The 16,612-nt window shown below is 36.2% G+C and carries 20 protein-coding genes and 4 pseudogenes; 14 read left to right on the plus strand and 10 right to left on the minus strand.

The annotated features are described in order from the left end of the window. Positions 1 to 289: 289 nt before the first annotated feature. The 10 genes from QW060_RS22270 to QW060_RS22315 all read left to right on the plus strand — a co-directional run bounded on the left by QW060_RS22270 (position 290) and on the right by QW060_RS22315 (position 5,148). Complete coding sequence (locus tag QW060_RS22270; protein WP_290365175.1) at positions 290 to 835, plus strand: hypothetical protein; 546 nt, start codon at positions 290 to 292, stop codon at positions 833 to 835. Positions 836 to 847: 12 nt separating this feature from the next. Continuing rightward, positions 848 to 985 carry a hypothetical protein gene (locus QW060_RS22275; protein WP_290365176.1) on the plus strand — a complete coding sequence of 46 codons (138 nt, stop codon included), beginning with the start codon at positions 848 to 850 and terminating at the stop codon, positions 983 to 985. Next, positions 960 to 1,208: a hypothetical protein gene (locus QW060_RS22280; RefSeq protein WP_290365177.1), complete on the plus strand. Its 249-nt coding sequence runs from the start codon at positions 960 to 962 to the stop codon at positions 1,206 to 1,208. Before QW060_RS22275 ends, QW060_RS22280 begins: the two co-directional genes overlap by 26 nt. 86 nt (positions 1,209 to 1,294) lie before the next feature. Continuing rightward, the gene (locus QW060_RS22285; RefSeq protein ID WP_290365184.1) at positions 1,295 to 1,612 is read left to right on the plus strand and encodes an RHS repeat domain-containing protein; all 318 of its coding nucleotides are present in this window, start codon (positions 1,295 to 1,297) and stop codon (positions 1,610 to 1,612) included. A gap of 136 nt (positions 1,613 to 1,748) precedes the next feature. After that, positions 1,749 to 2,210 (plus strand): hypothetical protein, encoded by a 462-nt coding sequence (locus tag QW060_RS22290; RefSeq protein WP_290365178.1) that lies wholly within the window; start codon positions 1,749 to 1,751, stop codon positions 2,208 to 2,210. Positions 2,211 to 2,368: 158 nt separating this feature from the next. Beyond that, positions 2,369 to 2,644 carry a hypothetical protein gene (locus tag QW060_RS22295; RefSeq protein WP_290364514.1) on the plus strand — a complete coding sequence of 92 codons (276 nt, stop codon included), beginning with the start codon at positions 2,369 to 2,371 and terminating at the stop codon, positions 2,642 to 2,644. Positions 2,645 to 3,043: 399 nt separating this feature from the next. Further along, positions 3,044 to 3,463, plus strand: coding sequence for a hypothetical protein (locus QW060_RS22300; RefSeq protein WP_290365179.1), 420 nt, complete (start codon positions 3,044 to 3,046; stop codon positions 3,461 to 3,463). Continuing rightward, positions 3,454 to 3,759 carry an RHS repeat domain-containing protein gene (locus QW060_RS22305; protein WP_290365180.1) on the plus strand — a complete coding sequence of 102 codons (306 nt, stop codon included), beginning with the start codon at positions 3,454 to 3,456 and terminating at the stop codon, positions 3,757 to 3,759. The genes QW060_RS22300 and QW060_RS22305 overlap by 10 nt, the downstream gene beginning before the upstream one ends. Positions 3,760 to 3,869: 110 nt before the next feature. Further along, entirely contained in the window at positions 3,870 to 4,265 is a 396-nt protein-coding gene (locus QW060_RS22310) for a hypothetical protein (RefSeq protein WP_290365181.1), read from the plus strand. A gap of 646 nt (positions 4,266 to 4,911) precedes the next feature. Next, positions 4,912 to 5,148 carry a hypothetical protein gene (locus QW060_RS22315; protein WP_290365182.1) on the plus strand — a complete coding sequence of 79 codons (237 nt, stop codon included), beginning with the start codon at positions 4,912 to 4,914 and terminating at the stop codon, positions 5,146 to 5,148. A gap of 43 nt (positions 5,149 to 5,191) precedes the next feature. On the opposite strand, the pseudogene QW060_RS22320 reads toward QW060_RS22315, so the two are convergent. The 6 genes and pseudogenes from QW060_RS22320 to QW060_RS22340 form a co-directional block, all read right to left on the minus strand. Beyond that, a pseudogene (locus tag QW060_RS22320) lies at positions 5,192 to 5,792 on the minus strand (toprim domain-containing protein); the annotation flags it as partial. Between the two features lie 2 nt (positions 5,793 to 5,794). Further along, the gene (locus QW060_RS28915; protein WP_450091483.1) at positions 5,795 to 6,025 is read right to left on the minus strand and encodes a hypothetical protein; all 231 of its coding nucleotides are present in this window, start codon (positions 6,023 to 6,025) and stop codon (positions 5,795 to 5,797) included. Beyond that, positions 5,976 to 7,277, minus strand: coding sequence for a DUF3945 domain-containing protein (locus tag QW060_RS22325; RefSeq protein ID WP_450091484.1), 1,302 nt, complete (start codon positions 7,275 to 7,277; stop codon positions 5,976 to 5,978). Before QW060_RS22325 ends, QW060_RS28915 begins: the two co-directional genes overlap by 50 nt. A gap of 100 nt (positions 7,278 to 7,377) precedes the next feature. Further along, a pseudogene (locus QW060_RS22330) lies at positions 7,378 to 7,660 on the minus strand (helix-turn-helix domain-containing protein). Between the two features lie 5 nt (positions 7,661 to 7,665). Continuing rightward, the gene (locus QW060_RS22335) at positions 7,666 to 8,019 is read right to left on the minus strand and encodes a helix-turn-helix domain-containing protein (RefSeq protein ID WP_290362762.1); all 354 of its coding nucleotides are present in this window, start codon (positions 8,017 to 8,019) and stop codon (positions 7,666 to 7,668) included. Positions 8,020 to 8,277: 258 nt separating this feature from the next. Continuing rightward, complete coding sequence (locus QW060_RS22340; protein ID WP_290362763.1) at positions 8,278 to 9,123, minus strand: RteC domain-containing protein; 846 nt, start codon at positions 9,121 to 9,123, stop codon at positions 8,278 to 8,280. 503 nt (positions 9,124 to 9,626) lie between these two features. Here QW060_RS22340 and QW060_RS22345 point away from each other — a divergent pair. From QW060_RS22345 to QW060_RS22355, 3 genes and pseudogenes are all read left to right on the plus strand, one after another. Further along, positions 9,627 to 9,839 (plus strand): hypothetical protein, encoded by a 213-nt coding sequence (locus QW060_RS22345; protein ID WP_290362764.1) that lies wholly within the window; start codon positions 9,627 to 9,629, stop codon positions 9,837 to 9,839. A 128-nt stretch (positions 9,840 to 9,967) separates the two neighbouring features. Further along, positions 9,968 to 10,864: an NmrA family NAD(P)-binding protein gene (locus tag QW060_RS22350; RefSeq protein WP_290362765.1), complete on the plus strand. Its 897-nt coding sequence runs from the start codon at positions 9,968 to 9,970 to the stop codon at positions 10,862 to 10,864. Between the two features lie 13 nt (positions 10,865 to 10,877). Continuing rightward, positions 10,878 to 11,809 (plus strand): annotated as a pseudogene (locus tag QW060_RS22355) (helix-turn-helix domain-containing protein). 484 nt (positions 11,810 to 12,293) lie between these two features. On the opposite strand, the gene QW060_RS22365 reads toward QW060_RS22355, so the two are convergent. The 4 genes and pseudogenes from QW060_RS22365 to QW060_RS22380 all read right to left on the minus strand — a co-directional run bounded on the left by QW060_RS22365 (position 12,294) and on the right by QW060_RS22380 (position 15,409). Next, complete coding sequence (locus QW060_RS22365; protein ID WP_290362766.1) at positions 12,294 to 12,443, minus strand: hypothetical protein; 150 nt, start codon at positions 12,441 to 12,443, stop codon at positions 12,294 to 12,296. 152 nt (positions 12,444 to 12,595) lie between these two features. Then, a pseudogene (locus QW060_RS28670) lies at positions 12,596 to 13,410 on the minus strand (RteC domain-containing protein). A 202-nt stretch (positions 13,411 to 13,612) separates the two neighbouring features. Then, positions 13,613 to 14,329 (minus strand): LytR/AlgR family response regulator transcription factor, encoded by a 717-nt coding sequence (locus tag QW060_RS22375; RefSeq protein ID WP_290364707.1) that lies wholly within the window; start codon positions 14,327 to 14,329, stop codon positions 13,613 to 13,615. A 6-nt stretch (positions 14,330 to 14,335) separates the two neighbouring features. Then, a complete protein-coding gene (locus QW060_RS22380; protein WP_290362768.1) occupies positions 14,336 to 15,409 on the minus strand; it encodes a sensor histidine kinase in 1,074 nt (357 codons plus the stop codon). Positions 15,410 to 15,673: 264 nt separating this feature from the next. Here QW060_RS22380 and QW060_RS22385 point away from each other — a divergent pair. Then, positions 15,674 to 16,612: glycosyl hydrolase (locus QW060_RS22385; RefSeq protein ID WP_290365183.1), on the plus strand; the 939-nt coding region annotated here is incomplete at its 3' end.

The following is a 16,612-nucleotide window of genomic DNA, read 5'->3' on the forward strand; positions in this document are numbered from 1 at the left end:
CTGTTAGCATCGGATGGTATTGATACGGATTATACTTTTAATAGAGAAAAACCGGAGAAATAAAACAACATGGAGAAAAGAATAATAATCCTGATAGGATTGTAAACCTGAATAAAAAGGGAAGAAGTCAAAGGTGTTTTAAGTTGATAATATTGTTAAAGGAATTTTAAAAGATGGTATAAATTTTAAACAAAACAATAATGTTATAGAAATAAACGGAACAGATCAACCTACAGAATCTCAATTTCAAAATTTTATTGCCGATTATACTAAACTGGCTGGTGTTGAAGTGTCAGGATACGCTTTAGGAAATAATGCTATGGGTAAAGATATTTCAGGATTTTTAGTTGAAGCTCATAAAAGTAATACTTCAACAACATCTAATTCTGCAAGATACAATGAGAATGAAAAGATAGATTGGCAATATTTAAAAAGTTCAAAACCCTATTTAGGTAGAAGCAGGTATGCTAAATATCATTATCACAGCCATCCTGATAATTCATTAGCAAGTGATGACGATAAATTAAACTTTAAAGGAAAAAGTATTCCTCATTTTATAATTAGTAAGAAATATAACCAACAATATAATGATGTCAATGTTTTTGAAGCAAATCCAGATAAATTTCTGATTTTATTTTTTTGTTTAACTACTTTGTTAGGCTGTAAGTCAATAAATCAAACTAATTGTCCTCAAGAGGAAATAATGGAAAATATTATCAAGAATTATTGTAAAAAAAATGTTACTTACACTTTAAAATATAAATATTTTAGATTAAGTAAAGATTACATAGATAGCACAGATTTCATTATATGTATAGGGTGTCTCCTCAAATAAACAAAGTAGTATTTGTCTTCGGACGGTAGTGGTTATTTCCCTTTAGATTATATTAAAGTTGGAAAAAAAATCTTTTTTATTGATGGAGAAATTACAACCAAGCCTTCTCCTAAAATTTTTAACCTTGTTAAAAGAAAAAGATTTAATTGATTCTACAATGGTTAAAGTTAAACAGGGGCTTTTAGATTGGGATGTTATTGGTAAAGGTAAAGGAACAATTATGACTAATGATAGGTTAAAAGTAAATACTTATCTTGTTTGTAAAACAAATAATAAAATAGTTAGTAAATGGCGAACTAATAAATCTGAGGTGTCTGCTAAAAATATGAAAAAGCTATTAAAAAAGGTTGTAAGAATTAATATTTTATTTTAAAGTAAAAATTTTCTCTCTCCATTTTTTACAATTGTACTCATCAAACAGATGGCAATAACAACGGTGTAATAGAACCAACGGAAATTCTGGAAGAGCATCATTATTATCCATTTGGATTAGAACATCAGAATTACAGTACCATTACAGGAAATACAGGCTATAAATACACCTTTGGAGGAAAAGATTTTCAACCCGAAAAAGATATGAATATGTATGATTTTGGCGCAAGAAATTATGATCCGACTTTAGGAAGATGGATGAATGTGGATCCGTTGGTGGAGAAAACGATGGAAGCATATTCATATGTAGGTAACAATCCGATTAGGTTTACCGATCCTACGGGAATGATTAAAGATGATATCATCATCAATAATAAGGATAAAAAGGAAATTATAAGAATATAGTAGATACTGGAGATAAAAGACTATGTTTTTTGATACCGAACTCAATATTAATCCTGACAAACCACTTGTTTTTTTGATACAGGTATGAGTATGGAAGACCTTAAAAAAACAATATGATGCTATAGGTATAATCTTAGTGGTTCTGCAACTGTTGGTGGAGGTATGGAATTTGGGTTGTCGATTGCGTATTTTCTTAAATGGTGAAAGCGAGGGTAATTTGGGTATTTATACTTCTAAAGGAGGAAATGTAGGTGTCGGAGGTGGTGCTGGTTTTAGTTTCTTTGGATCTAAGTATAATAAAGATATAGCAACTGATTTTTTTGATGTTAAAGGCTTTGAGGGAGGTTATAATGCTGCTTCGATAGGTGTTGCTGGTTTTTGGTACTCTGTAACGTGGAGTAACACAGAAGGTACACATGATGAAGTTTATCCCGGACATCGGTATCCAACTACCTGGACATCCCGTTCTTTAGGATATGGTAGCGCGCCTAAGACTTTGTCACAAGTGTTAGGTAAAGCTGGGAAAGCAAGTGCTACCTATTCTGGAGGAACCAGTACTTTGTCAAGAGAATTCAAATCTAAAAAGGTGAAAAAATGAAAGCACTTAAACCATATCTTATCTTTTTCGGCATTATCTTTTTTATTTTTATGATAGTAACTATAATCCGAGAAGTGAATTATAACTCGTTAATAGAAAACGATATTAAAGATAATTATAGAGCTATTATAATTGAAAAATATAATAGGAGAAAAAGTATGGATGTCATGACTTCTGTATTAATAAAAAGAAACGATGGAATTGAAGAGGGATTTCCATTGCGTTCTGAAATCATGGATTACATTTCAGTGGGAGATAGTTTAATAAAAATAAAAGATGAAAATATCTGTTATGTAAAGAAGCCAAATGGAGATAAGAAAGAGTTTTATTATATAAGAATTCCTTTGGAAAATAGAAACCATTGGACATTTCCTAAAGAGTGGAAAAATAAATGGATGGAATCAAGTGCATGGGATACTATACAAAGGAGATAATTTCTCTCCCACACTGACGTATCACTATCTTATAGCATAGTACATATTACTTACATGTCTCGTATAAAAGGAAAGCAGATGATGTCTTTTCACGGAGGCTGGACCATGGGCTTTATGCGCCACAGGCACACAGAGAAAGTATGAATTATGACCTAAACGGCAACATCCGCACCTTAAACCGTACCGGAGCTATGGTAGACGGACAGGTTTTGGATATGGACGAACGCGATTATACCCTATAATGGCAATCAGCTGACTATGGTAAGAGACTATACCAACAACCCTGACGGATTTAAAAAATCCCTTCTGAGGGTGCTGCCTATACCTATGACGGATCCGGAAACTTAATCACCGATACCAACAAAACGGATTACTAAAATCACGTATAACCATCTGAATTTGCCCATAGTCATCGATACAGATCAGGGAAGTATTTATTATGTCTATGATGCAGCGGGCAATAAATTAAAGAAAAGTGTATTGGCCAATAGCGGGCCTAATCAGATTACCGAGTATATAGACGGTTTTCAGTATCTTAACGGAACTTTGCAGTTCTTTCCTCAGCCCGAAGGTTATACAGCCTATCAGAATTATAAGTATATTTACCATTATATCCATAAAGACCATTTGGGCAACAACCGGGTGGTGTATGCGGATGGCAATAACAACGGCGTAATAGAACCCACGGAAATTCTGGAAGAAAACAACTATTATCCGTTTGGACTAAAACATCAGGGGTATAATGATATGACAGGGATACAGCTTCCAATTATAAGTATCAATACAATGGTAAAGAGTTACAAGAAGAAATGGGATTAAACCTATATGATTTTGGAGCAAGAAATTATGATGCTGCATTAGGAAGATGGATGAATGTGGATCCATTAGCCGAGAAGATGAGACGGTTCTCTCCGTACGTTTATGCATTCAATAATCCTATTCGGTTTATTGACCCGGATGGGATGATGCCGTTTGATTTAATTATTAATGGTGCTGATGCAGATACAGCATTAAAGGAGCTAAACGATGATTCACAATTAAATATGGTTAGAGATGCAACAACAGGTAAAGTAACTATGGCAGATAAAAGTAAACTGGATTATAGTAAGTCTTAGCATTCAGGATAAAGCCTTATATGATATAATTGAGGACAAAAATAAAACTGTAAAATATTATCTAACTAACGCAAGATATTGTTAGGACAGATAGTGCTGGAAATCAAACGATGTTCTTATTTGGAGCATATAATGGACAAACTGAAACTACCAGTAATCAAGAAGTTAACGTTCTACAAGCACAATCTTTAGAGGCCAATGGAGGGCAGACAGCTGGTACTACAATTAGGCATGAAATTTTTGAAGGTGGGGCTGCGTTATCAATTGTGAACTCTCCAGCTTCGAATACAACACAAAGTCCAGACTTTGTACCACCTTCTTTTACTCGGAACGTTTATTATCAAGCCCATAGTCAGGCTGCAGGAATGGATAGTAATTATAATTTAAACAATGTTAAGGTCAATCAATTTTACTTACAAACTAATCCAAGTAATACAATATGGATGAACTTAAGCCCTAATGCAAATAGTAAGACCAGTCAAGGATGGTTTATTTTACAAAAATAATATGAAACATGTACTCCTATTAATCGCAATATTTGCACTTTATTCGTGTGCAAATACAAACGTAAATTCTAAAGATAATAAGATAAGTATCTATAGAATGTATGAACAAAACGGCTATACTTTTTTTAATGGTATAAAAAACAGAGTTACTATTGTTTTTGTTGCTGATACAAAATTTATAAAAAACTGCACAGGTAGCAAAAAGGTAATTGACGCTACAAATCTTAAACAAACCAGCTTTTTAAAAATAGAGAACGATACTCTCTGTTTTGTATATTCTATTAGAAACGTAAATAATACTATGAGTGTTACTGCGGGAAAGAATCCACCTGGTACAAGTAAATCTCACTGTATTTATACTTATTCTAGCTACCCGTACTATATAAATTCATGTGAAGCTTTTAAATAATGGAAGGGTATGAAGGAGTTGATATATTGCCATAGAGTTTATAATTTTAAGCGTCTGACAATCTAAATATTAAGATATACCTTAGTGAAACTTATTTATTTTGTTTTAAGTTTTTACGCATTAGATTATGTAACTCACTGTACAATTAATAAATTTTTGTGGACAGAAGAGGAACTTAACAATATATGTTTATAATGCATGGAGCAAACTATTTGAAAATCAAAAAACAGCTCAATAATGAAAAGAATAATAAAAACAAACTTGATTAATATATGGGTTGTTTTCACAATAGTTTATATTTATTCTATTATTCGTGCTATCAATGAAGGAGATTTTAATATCTTACAAGGGATGCTCTCTGCACTAATTTTGGTTATTCTTTATGGAGTACTTTTTTGGATATTCTTTATTGTAATCTTATTTATAACTGATTTATTATTAATATATCAATCATCAAAAGAAAAGTATATATAATGTTCATATTACAAACTCTCATAGTGAGTATTCCTTTTGTTTATGTTTGCACTCTGCCCAGAGAATAAACACCGTTGCCTGCTACGATGCTCAATGATTGTGTAGCATTGATCCCGACGAGCCAATCGGCACGGCTTCTGCCTTGTGCAGCTTGAAACAAGCCGTCAAATGCTGCCCCGTCTTTCAGGCTGTCAAATCCTTGTTTTATGGCTTTTTCGGTAAGCGAGCTTATCCAAAGCCGTTCAAATGGTTTATGGCATTTCAGGTACTCATAAATGTACCGAAATATGAGTTCGCCCTCACGTCCGGCATCGGTAGCAACGATAATACTGTCGCTTTTATGGAATAGTTCTTTGATTACTTTCAGTTGCTTCAATGCTCCTGTATCGGCTTGGTAGCCTTTATCCTTTTTGACCTTGCGGACAGTCAAAATAAACGGGTTGTGGAGGATTGGCAATGATGCTTTATCAAATCCCGAAATACCCGTAGTCTTCGGGCATTCCCAGACCTATGAGGTGTCCGAACGCCCACGTAACAAAATAGCCATTGCCCGTTAGATAACCGTCCTTTTTATCGGAAGCTCCCAACAAGCTGGCTATTTCTCTCTTGCTACGCTTGGTTTTTTCTGCGATAACTGTTTTCATAGCTAATTAACTTTTCTGCCTTTTGATTTTGCAGGGGCTTTTGGTTTTTCCTGTTGCTCCTGTTGCTTCTCATTTTTGGGGCTTTGCTGTCCTTTTTGTAAAGGTTCCTTAAGGTTTTTGGTTGCTTCATTCGTTTTACCCTCTGAATTGACCGCAGTCTGTGTTTTGTGTTCTTCAACAGGCTTAACGCGTTCTTTGTACTGGTTTGGAAACTCGAAATTGGTTTTTTCCATTTTCCTTGTTGAAAGTGATATAGCCCTGATAAGGCTGGTCTTTTTTATCTTTCAGTTCAACATAGACTGTTTGCCCGTCTTTAAATTTGTTGTATTGCTCATCGGTCAAATCCTTTCCTCTAAAAGTTCTTGGAGCTTCCTGCGTTTGGCTTTGCTGATTGTTCTGCTGATTGTTTTGGGATTGCTGATTGTTGTTGCTTCTGTCAAACAGAAACTCTACATAATTTTTGTCCGCATTATATGAACATTTTGCATTGAAGGAAGCTCCTTTTGTTGAGGTAATTCCCTCTAAATAAAGAGGTTTTCCCTCCGTCAAGGTTTGCTTTTGCTCGTCATTGAGTTGCACTCCTTTAATCTCATTAGGGATTTTGATCAGAGAAGTTCTTAGAGCAATGAGCTCATTAGTAAGCTTGTCCACACTGATGATAGACGGTATCATATCTCCCGTTCTTGGATTTTTTAAATCCACGATACGACCCATATTTCCCGTTTCGAGTATGTTCTTTTTGTCTTCGTCCGTAAAGCTATGCCCAAAAAATTCCCTGTGCAGTTCCGGTGTTTTACGAACACCGTGTACAAATACGACGGGTTTACCGTCTTGGTCGGCTTGTAAAGCCAGACGGGCGTCTGTGCGAACTGCAACACCTCCGAAATTGATGCTTACATTCAAAAGTTCATTAGTCTTGTAGCCTTTCAACAAAGGTTCAAGCAGGTTTCTTTTTTCAAGATACTCCTTGCTTACTCCTAGGTTTTTCATAGTTTCCCAATCTACCTGTTCAGGCTGGAAGCGATACTCGCTTTTTTCCTGTGCTGTTTGTGTTGTTACCATATCTTTTTGATTTTCTTGTTTTTGTTCTTTTTCAGGTTCATTTTTCACTTCGTGCTTTTTCATTTCCTTTTCTCCCTTTGGGGTAGGATTATCTACCTGCTTTTGAAAATCCTTTGCCTTTTCGACGGCTTCATCAGCAGATACTTTGAATAATGAGAATTGGGTAGGATTTTTCAACTGCCTCCAAAAATTGGAAAGGAAATTGGTAACAAAATCGCCGTGTTTGTCCACACGTAAAAACTCACTTTGATTTTTGCCCGTAGGGTCAACGGTTTCCATTTTCCCATCTTTATCAATATTCTTTACAGCTTGGATTTTCATTTTCTCCCTATCCAGCACTAACAGAACATCCGATAGTTGCTCAGGTGCTTCCTGTGTAACTTGTTTGGGTGTTTCATTTTTAATTAAAGTTTCTTCACTCATAATCTGAAAATTTTGAAGTTTTAATGTTCAAAGTAAAGGAAGCTGTTAATGTATTTTGCGAAGTGGCGTTCAAAGGCTCTGTTTGGCACTCATTGGCTTTCTATTTGTTAAAACTCTCTCTGATAAACTGATGAACATCGGACAGTTTGTAATACAATTTTCCGCTTATCGTGTAGTATGGTAGTTTGCCAATGGAACGGTAGCGTTGTAAGGAACGGCTACTTATTTTTAGCATTTGCAGTAGATCCTGATTATCGAGCAGTTCTTCTCCGTCTATACTGTTGCGTTTCTTTTGCAAATCATCAATGTGGTTGTTCAACATATCAAATCTGTCCATTACACGTTCCATCCAACGATATAAATTCCATTCTGTCAATATTCATAGCCTTTACTTTTTATCGGTTTTTAGTTTTCTGCCTTTCTCGATATAGCTTTTGCCTTTAGCCATAAGTTCCTGTACATAATCATCGCTACTTTGTATGGCATTGGCATTGAGCATATCTTTGATTGCCCCAATGGTATAGAAGTATTGCCCGTAGATTTTTGAGTAAGTTATTTCGCCTTTGGTACGCATACGCCACAAAGTCTTTTCGCTAATATGCAGGTATTGGCATACCTCGTGATTATTAAGCCAAAGTTCATCATAGCTTGTGTTGTCCAATCTTTTCAGATAATCAGTAATAGCGTTGATACGGCTATTGAGCTGTTTCCAAGCTTCTTCTTCTATTGTTATGATTTTCATCGCATTGCTTTTTAATGTTCACAATGCAAAGTTGAGAAAGGTGGCAGTGTTTGTCTGCCAAGCCAAGCCAATTGGTTTGGCGGTTTTTTAAAATTTTTTCAATCTGAGTAAATCCTTATTTTATAGGTGTTATAGAGGATTTTGAATATTTTAAGTGTGGATTATGCCTACATTTGCCAATTGGCATACCTTGGCAAATTGAATAAAAAAGCAGTACACGATTAATGTACTGCCTCTATTCAAAAAATCTAGGTTTATTTAAAGGTCTTTATCCATATATTCTTCCAATGATGTTTTAAGCTGGTCCAAAAAAGCCGTTCTGGAACCTGCTCTTGTTTTCATTCTATGAAAAGCGTGATGTAAGTCGCCAAGGGTAATACCAAAAAGGATTTGAAACATCAAACTGATTTTTCGTATACCGATTTTGCCATGTGAAATCGAAGCTGAAGTATAAAGAGCGTAAGCCAATTCAATGAGGGCATTTTTACTTTCCGTCCAAAAAATGTCTTTCGAATTTTCTGGCTTTTGAAGAATTAAATCAGGATTTTCCTCGGGATTGATTTTTGTAAGGAGGTAAGAGTAGAGTAACTCGTTGGAGATAATCCTTGCAGTTTTATAGTCATAGAATGTAGAAAACTCTGGGTCAATCTCAAAAACGATACTGTTTAAGCCGTCGTGATAGTTTATATTTCCTCGCTTGAAATAACTGTGGTCACGATCTGTTCGTCCCGAACGGTAGTACCTATAAAAATCGGAATTGCATAAATGTTCAACATAATCTCGCTTTAGGGTTGCTAATTGGTTTGCAAAATATCTGTAATACATTTTTCCAGTGCTAACAGGACAAGTCGTTTCAATACGATATACCTTATTGTAATAGATAAGCTTACCGAGTATTTGGGGTTTAATGGTTCGGAAGAATTGTACCTCTTCCTCATCATTTTTAAACCCTTCTTCAATAACTTGTTTCTTGATCTCAAATAAAAGATCTTGTAGATACAAGGTCATTTCATAAGCCTCATCGATTAGTCTTTTGCTTTGCGATGAAATCTTATCTTCCTTGTTATGTATCTCTAAAATAATGGTGTGTAATGAATGTTCCATAGCTAATAATTTTTGTGATGATTACTAAACTTAAAATTCAGTTTATACCTATATTATCACACAAAAGTCATTAGATTAAATGATAATCTAACCCAAGTACACCCACCTGTGGGAATTTTATTGTCATTATTGCTCCCCAACTGTGGAGATAATTTTGAAAAAAATTAGTATGAAACGAACTTAATAAGCACTTTAAAACACATAAATTTTAACTAAAGTTAGGACCTTCTAAATCGGATAGATTTATTATATTTGCTACTGATTTACAAGGTAATCAAAAGAAAGTGAGTGCAGAGAGCACCATGACTAAATAGTTACCGATAAGGTTTTCAATTCTTGTAAACTACTCTTTTTTAAATACTTTGAATTTTATTAATCTTTTATAATTAAAAGATTAGATAAAAGCAAAAACAAGCAAAATGTATAAAACTATTGATATACAATGATTTGTAAAATAATGGTCTTAGTTTAGAACTCGGTGTCTGATGCGATTTGGGCTTAAAATGGCAAGGTTACTAATTCGTTACCGTATTGACAAGATCTATGAGGAGATGCTGAAGCACGATGGTTTTGCCACCGCCCAAAAAGTAAAGCTATCATTTTTAGGTGTAGGTATAATGGATGATGCGATATTAAAAGTCTTCAACGGCCAAAATGAAGATTTTAAAAAATTGGTTGAAAAAGAAAAACGTTCCCAGCCAATGGATGAAAAATAGAAAAAGAAGAATGCGGGCAATTTGAGAGGTAGATTTGGCTTATTATTTTTTGGTTACAACAAAGATAGATTCGGTTACATCCCGGATTTTTAAACAACTGAACTTTGTCAATAATTAAAATTCAAAAAATGAAAATTGTATTGACAGGTTCTTTAGGGCATATCGGAAAACCACTCGCAGAAGGGTTGGTAGCAAAAGGTCATTCCGTAACGGTTATCAGCAGTAATGCCGGCAGACAAAATGAGATCGAAGCTATTGGGGCAGTTCCTGCTGTTGGCTCGCTTGAAGACGTAGGTTTTCTTGCAAAAACTTTTACAGGTGCAGACATCGTTTATCTGATGGAACCGCCCGCAAATTATTTCAATAAAACTATCGACGTTTACGCACACAGGATAAGGATAGCTAATATTTACGTACAGGCTATTCTATTGGCAGGTGTAACCAAAGTGGTGCATTTGAGTAGTATCGGTGCACATACAGATCACGGAAACGGAATGCTCAGAATTCATTATGAGGTAGAGCAAATTTTAAAGGAATTACCGGAATCGGTTTTCCTGAAAGAAATGCGACCTGTCGGTTTTTATTACAATATGTTTGCATTTATACCTGCTATCAAATCCCAGGGAGCAATTATCCAAAATTATGGTGGAGATCAAAAAGAACCGTGGGTTTCTCCTTTGGATATTGCCAATGCCATTGTAGAAGAAATGGAAAAACCATTTAACGGCAGGACAATTCGTTATATTGCCAGCGATGAAGTTTCTCCAAACGAAGTGGCTCAAGTGCTGGGCAGGGCAATTGGAAAACCCGATCTGAAATGGCAGGTGGTTTCTGATGAACAATTTTTAAATACTTTGTTGGCTATTGGTTTCAATCCGCAGGTTGCCAATGGTTATACAGAAATGAATGCCAGCAGAAGAACGAATGCCTACGAAGATTATAATCTTCATAGACCGCAAGCCTTGGGCAAAGTAAAGCTCACCGATTTTGCAGGCGAATTTGCAACCGTCTTCAATAAAAAATAAATATCTTTATGTTGTGCAAAGTAAGCCTATATATCGAATAAAAACCATTAGAGAATACCATAAGGTCAGGGGGTTGCCCAAGCCACAGCACCCTCTTATCAGTGTGATTAATTGTGCTGACATTCTGCACACAGGCGACGTATGTGATTATAGATGGATGCTCGATTTTTATTCCATATCGCTCAAAAGGTCTTCGTATTCCAAAGCAATATATGGGCAACAGGAATATGACTTTGATGAGGGGATTATGTATTTTTCTGCACCGAATCAGCTATTTAGTTTTGAAATAGATAAAGAGGCAACGCCCGATTTTTCAGGATGGATATTGCTTATTCATCCTGACTTTTTATGGCATACGAGCCTCGCTGATAAAATCTTGAAATATGAGTTCTTTGGGTATGACGTACACGAGGCATTGTTCCTCTCGGAAAAGGAAGAATTACTATTGAAGAATATTATTCTAGGTATTCAGCAGGAGTACCACACGAATATGGATAAGTTCAGCCAGCATATTATTATTTCACAAATTGAAACGTTGCTTAATTATGCCGAACGGTTTTATGAGCGGCAGTTTCTGACAAGAAAAATCACTAATCATCAAATCCTGGACAGGCTGGATAAGCTATTAAAACGATTACTTTAACGACAACGATTTGATTTCAAGAGGACTTCCTACGGTTCAATATGTATCAGATAGATTAAACGTGTCGCCTAACTATTTAAGTGGCTTACTTAAAATATTGACAGGACAGACCACGCAGCAACACATTCACGATAAACTGATTTTAAAAGCTAAAGAAAAACTTTCGACAACAGATTTTGTCGGTTAGTGAAATTGCATATGGATTAGGTTTTGAACATTCTCAATCTTTTAATAGAATATTCAAAAGTAAGACTAACCAATCTCCTTTAGAATTTAGAAAATCATTCATTGAAAATTTGTGAATGGTACAGACAAACTCGTTATAGAAACGAGAGGGTTTATTGTTTATTCTATATCGATCCGTGAAAAGGCAAACCATTTTTTGCCCAGAAATTTCAGTGATGCTCCGATGTGATAAAGTTCCGTGTTGTCAATAATCAAAAATCAGTCGTGAGCATCGGTGAAAACCTCCATCTCGATGGGAGGATATTGGCTGTTGTACCGTTGCAAATCCAGCCGTTATGGATTGCTAATAGATTTGGTATAGATACTAGCTGCTACATCCGGATTGCGTTTTCCTAACAAAGTCAGCAATTATCACCCTATTTTCAGATTTTCGCATCTGATGTTATGGGAAAAATAAACGAAAGGAAATGCAGCGAGCACCATTACTAAATCGTTCCCGGAGACAAAATTCAATCTTATAAATCACTTTTCATAAGCCACTTTGAGCTTAATTAATCTTTTTAATAAAATCAATTTATTCAAGTAGTTTGCTAAAACCGTTCATAAGTAGATACTCTTTGGCAGAAAATAGCAATTCTTATAAAAAAAGATCATCTGATAGGCCTCGTCAATCAGACGGGGAAATTCAGATGAAAGTTTTTCCTCCTTACTACGTATTTCAAATATAATATTAGATAGTAATAACTTCATACTTCCTGATTAATTGATAGAAGAATAATTAGATAGCACAAAGTTTATTAAAATAAGTACCTTTCTTTCCACACTTCTACACAAGTTGGGATAAATACCCGACAGCTAATTGAATAATTCTATTACTTAAAGATCTTGTTCCTCCATTTTGTTTAAGAGATTCTCGCGGAGTATATCAATGAATTTGGTCTTGTTGATTTCCGGTTCTTAAGTTCGAGATATGTATGATAGAAATCTCCTAGATCGACTTCAAAAATACTTTCAAAAAAATTAGCGATCCTTTTAATATCCATTTTACCGTTTTCAAAAACGCCAGTGGCATGTAATGCATAAATAAGTTCTGTTAATGAAGTTTTGTTTGCTGTCCATTGCAACCCACTTGAGAGACTTGAATTTTTTATATGGTTATTTGCTCCTCTTTGTATATTTAGCAGTTGATCTTCCAAGTAGACTTGAATTAGATCGTTCGCTATTATTTTTGCAACTTTAAAATCATGGGAAGTGGAAAAAAACGGATCAGACTCAAAATAATAAGTGTCTAGGCTTAACTTGATTTCAAAAATACCTCTTACAAAGTACATATGATCCAGGTAGGTACTATTCGTCCTATAATATTTATAAAATCAAGATTGTTATCGAAAAAAATTTTGAGTTTACCCAATTCGTTTTTTATATAATTTTTAGTATCCCGACTGCTTCCGTGCGGTTTTTTCATCTCAATTTTATAAATGGCATTATAAAATATAAGCTTAGAAACAATTTTTGGTTTTAGTTCTTTAAAAAAGAATATTTCTTCACTCTTGCTTGAAAATTCTTTATTAAGAATAAATGCCTTTACCTGTTTTAGTTTTTCAATAATCAGGCTAACTGCCCCTTCAGATAGACTTATTGGATTATCCGTCTGTATATTCAGGTCGTTTATCTCTTCTTCCAATAACTGTAATACTTCGCTATAGAATGTGTTCATAAAAATGTGTAATCAAAATTGGCTCATGTCCAATCTGGGTATTAATGATACGTTACAATAAATAGAAATACAAGCCCATACATTTTTATGACAGCATTTGTTCTGTCTAAAATATGGAAGTGGCTGTTTTAAGGAAAAATCTCTATTTTGGATTTTCAGCTTCCAGCTTAATTGTACCCTGCTGGAGCATTGGATGCTTAACTCACAGATTTGCCTTTAATATCTGTTTCTCATATTCTAAGTAAAAGTCTTTTTTGTAGACATCCCCTATCGGTATTTCATTTTCACCCAGGTAAATAGTCTGGTGATCAAATGAATCAATGTGGTTCCCATTAACAATGTACGATTTGCTTACACGGATAAAATTGGGCAGGTCAATCTTTTGATGTATTGTTTTAATGTTCATTGCCGTGATTAACTTTTTTTCTTTGGTATGGATCACGACATAGTCTTTCAGACCCTCAATGAATAAGATGTCGGGGAAGTTTATTTTATAATAACGCCTGTCCGCTTTTATGAGGATAAATTCTTTACTGTTCCCTTCAACCGTATTTTTTAAGGTCTCGGGAAGCAGGAACTTTTTATAGACCATTGCTTTATCAACGGCTTTTGTCAGTCTTTCTCTCTCAATAGGTTTCAACAGGTAGTCTATGGCTTCCAACTCGTAACTCCTAAGCGCATATTGGGAATACGCCGTGGTAAAGATCACCAATGTCTGTTCAGGTATCTGTTCGGCAAATTCAAGACCGGACACTTTGGGCATCTGGATATCCAAAAAAACGAGGTCTACCTCATTGTTCTTGATAAAATCCAGTGCCGACACAGCATTGGAGAACTCGCCGAGTATATCGATATGGGGAATCTCCCTGCTTAAGGATATGATTCCTTCCCTTGCCAGAGGTTCGTCATCTACAACTATAACATTTCATACAGGAATAATTAAATTAACGGTATATTCTTTCTCCGAAGAACTGATTTCAAGACTATATTGTTCTTTATATAATAGCTCCAGTCTTCTTTTTATGTTTGCCAGCCCAAGACCGCCGTTGGCAGTAACGGAAGCGTTATAATCCTCGCTTCTGGAATTGCAGCACCTGAAAAACAGCCTGCCTTTATCAATCCGGATATGCACATTCACATAGGTTTCTGCTCCGGAAAGGTCAACACTATGTTTCAGGGCATTCTCCACAAAGGTCGTGAACAGATTGGGAGGCAGGAAAATACTGCTTAAACGGGCCGGGTCCGTTTCTATGGTAAACTGAAAATTGTCTCTTCTGATCTTTTCAAGATTAAGGAAGTTGGACAAGAACCTGACTTCAGCCGATAATAGTGTCTTTTCGCCGCTGTTTTCATAAAGTTGGTACCGTAGAAATTCAGAAAGTTTATGGATGATCATCGATGCCTTATCCGGATTGTTTTTGATGAGCACATTGACATTATTGAGCATATTGAACAGGAAATGGGTATTGATCTGGTTTTTGAGTTCATTAAGCTCCATGTGCAGTGTAAGATCCTTCAATTCTACTATTCTATCCCGGTCAGATGTCCATTTTTGAAATAACTTTATCGTTGTTGTAACTAAGATCACTGCGTACACGATAATGAACCAAACAAGATTGCCAATATTATCGGATATCTTGTGATGATCCTGCACTCTAAAAGGTGCGAGCAGACTATTCGAAATGAAAGTTAGATTATAAAGTCCCAGTATGATCATCACCATAAGTGCCAACAGGTACAGCATATATTTTGCACGGAAGAAAAAAGCTGGTATCAGCACATACATATTGATATAGAACATCAGGATAAATGTGATGTATATGGACAGTAGGCTATAGTACCTATATATCCCGGAATATTCTGAAGAAAGATTCACGGTGTAAAATAGTAGACCAAGAAATCCAATCAGCAGGATAGCGTGGCGCAATAGACGATAACGTTTATCCACCAGGATATTGATGAGCTGTCTGTTACTATAATTTTCCGATAGGTCTTCCATTTATAATCTATGTTATGCTGATATGATATTTTTATTCTAAACAAAGATAGCCATCTAGTTTGCCACAAACTATTCAAATTATACGAACCGCTATATTTTTTATACAAAATTTTTATGTCAAGGAAGTTTGTCTAAAAAAAACATGGGTTGGTATAATATTCAGCAATGATCCTTTGATTATAACGTCCTTTGTATAAACTTCTGTCTGCATTATTGTTATGTAGCAGCAAATTAGGATAATATAGACATATGATACGAAAAATAATGTTATGGTCCGCTTCTGCTTTTATGGTGTGCTCAGCTTTCCCGGTATCGGGACAGACGCATCCGGGAGACAGTCTTCAGAATAATTTTGTGAGCCCGCCACAATCTTCAAGGGCCCGTGTGTGGTGGCACTGGATGAATGGCAATATTTCCGAACAGGGGATCCGTAAAGATCTGCTGTGGATGCAGCGTTCGGGTATAGGTGGTTTCCAGAATTTTGATGCGGCATTGGTAACGCCACAAATTGTAGACCATCGGTTGGTCTATATGAGTCCGGAATGGAAAAAGGCAATGAAACTGACCGCCAGGTTAGCCGATTCGCTAAATCTTGAAATGGCCATCGCCGGATCGCCCGGATGGAGTGAGAGCGGAGGCCCCTGGGTGCAGCCAGAGGACGGGATGAAAAAATATGTATGGTCCGAAACGACTGTGCAGGCCGGCAGGCCGTTTATAGGCAACTTACCTAAACCTCCGGTGACAACGGGCATCTTCCAGAACATCCCCGTGCAGCAAGATATCGTAGGCGGCGGTAAGGCAACAGCACTACCCACCTTCTATCAGGATATTGCCGTCATAGCCTACCGGTTGCCGGACACCCATGTGTCCTTCAGGGAACTCGCCCCGGCGATCACTTCCAGCGGAGGACATTTCTCACTGGATCAATTGACAGACGGCGACCTGGCCACCTCAGGATTGCTTCCTTCCGTTCCAAAAGAAGGATCGGCATGGATACAGTTCAGTTTTTCAGCTCCGCAGACCATCAAGGCGCTGACCATTGTGGGTGGCGGCGATAAGGGACCGCACGGTCTTTATGGGCAAAAGGAAGAAGACCGCAGTTTTCAGGCCAGTGATGACGGGGTCAATTTCAGGCAGGTATGCTTCATCCCTGCCGGGGATGTACAGCAGCAGACCCTATCCATACCCGTTACAAAGGCAAAT

The organism is Paenimyroides ceti, from assembly GCF_030409925.1.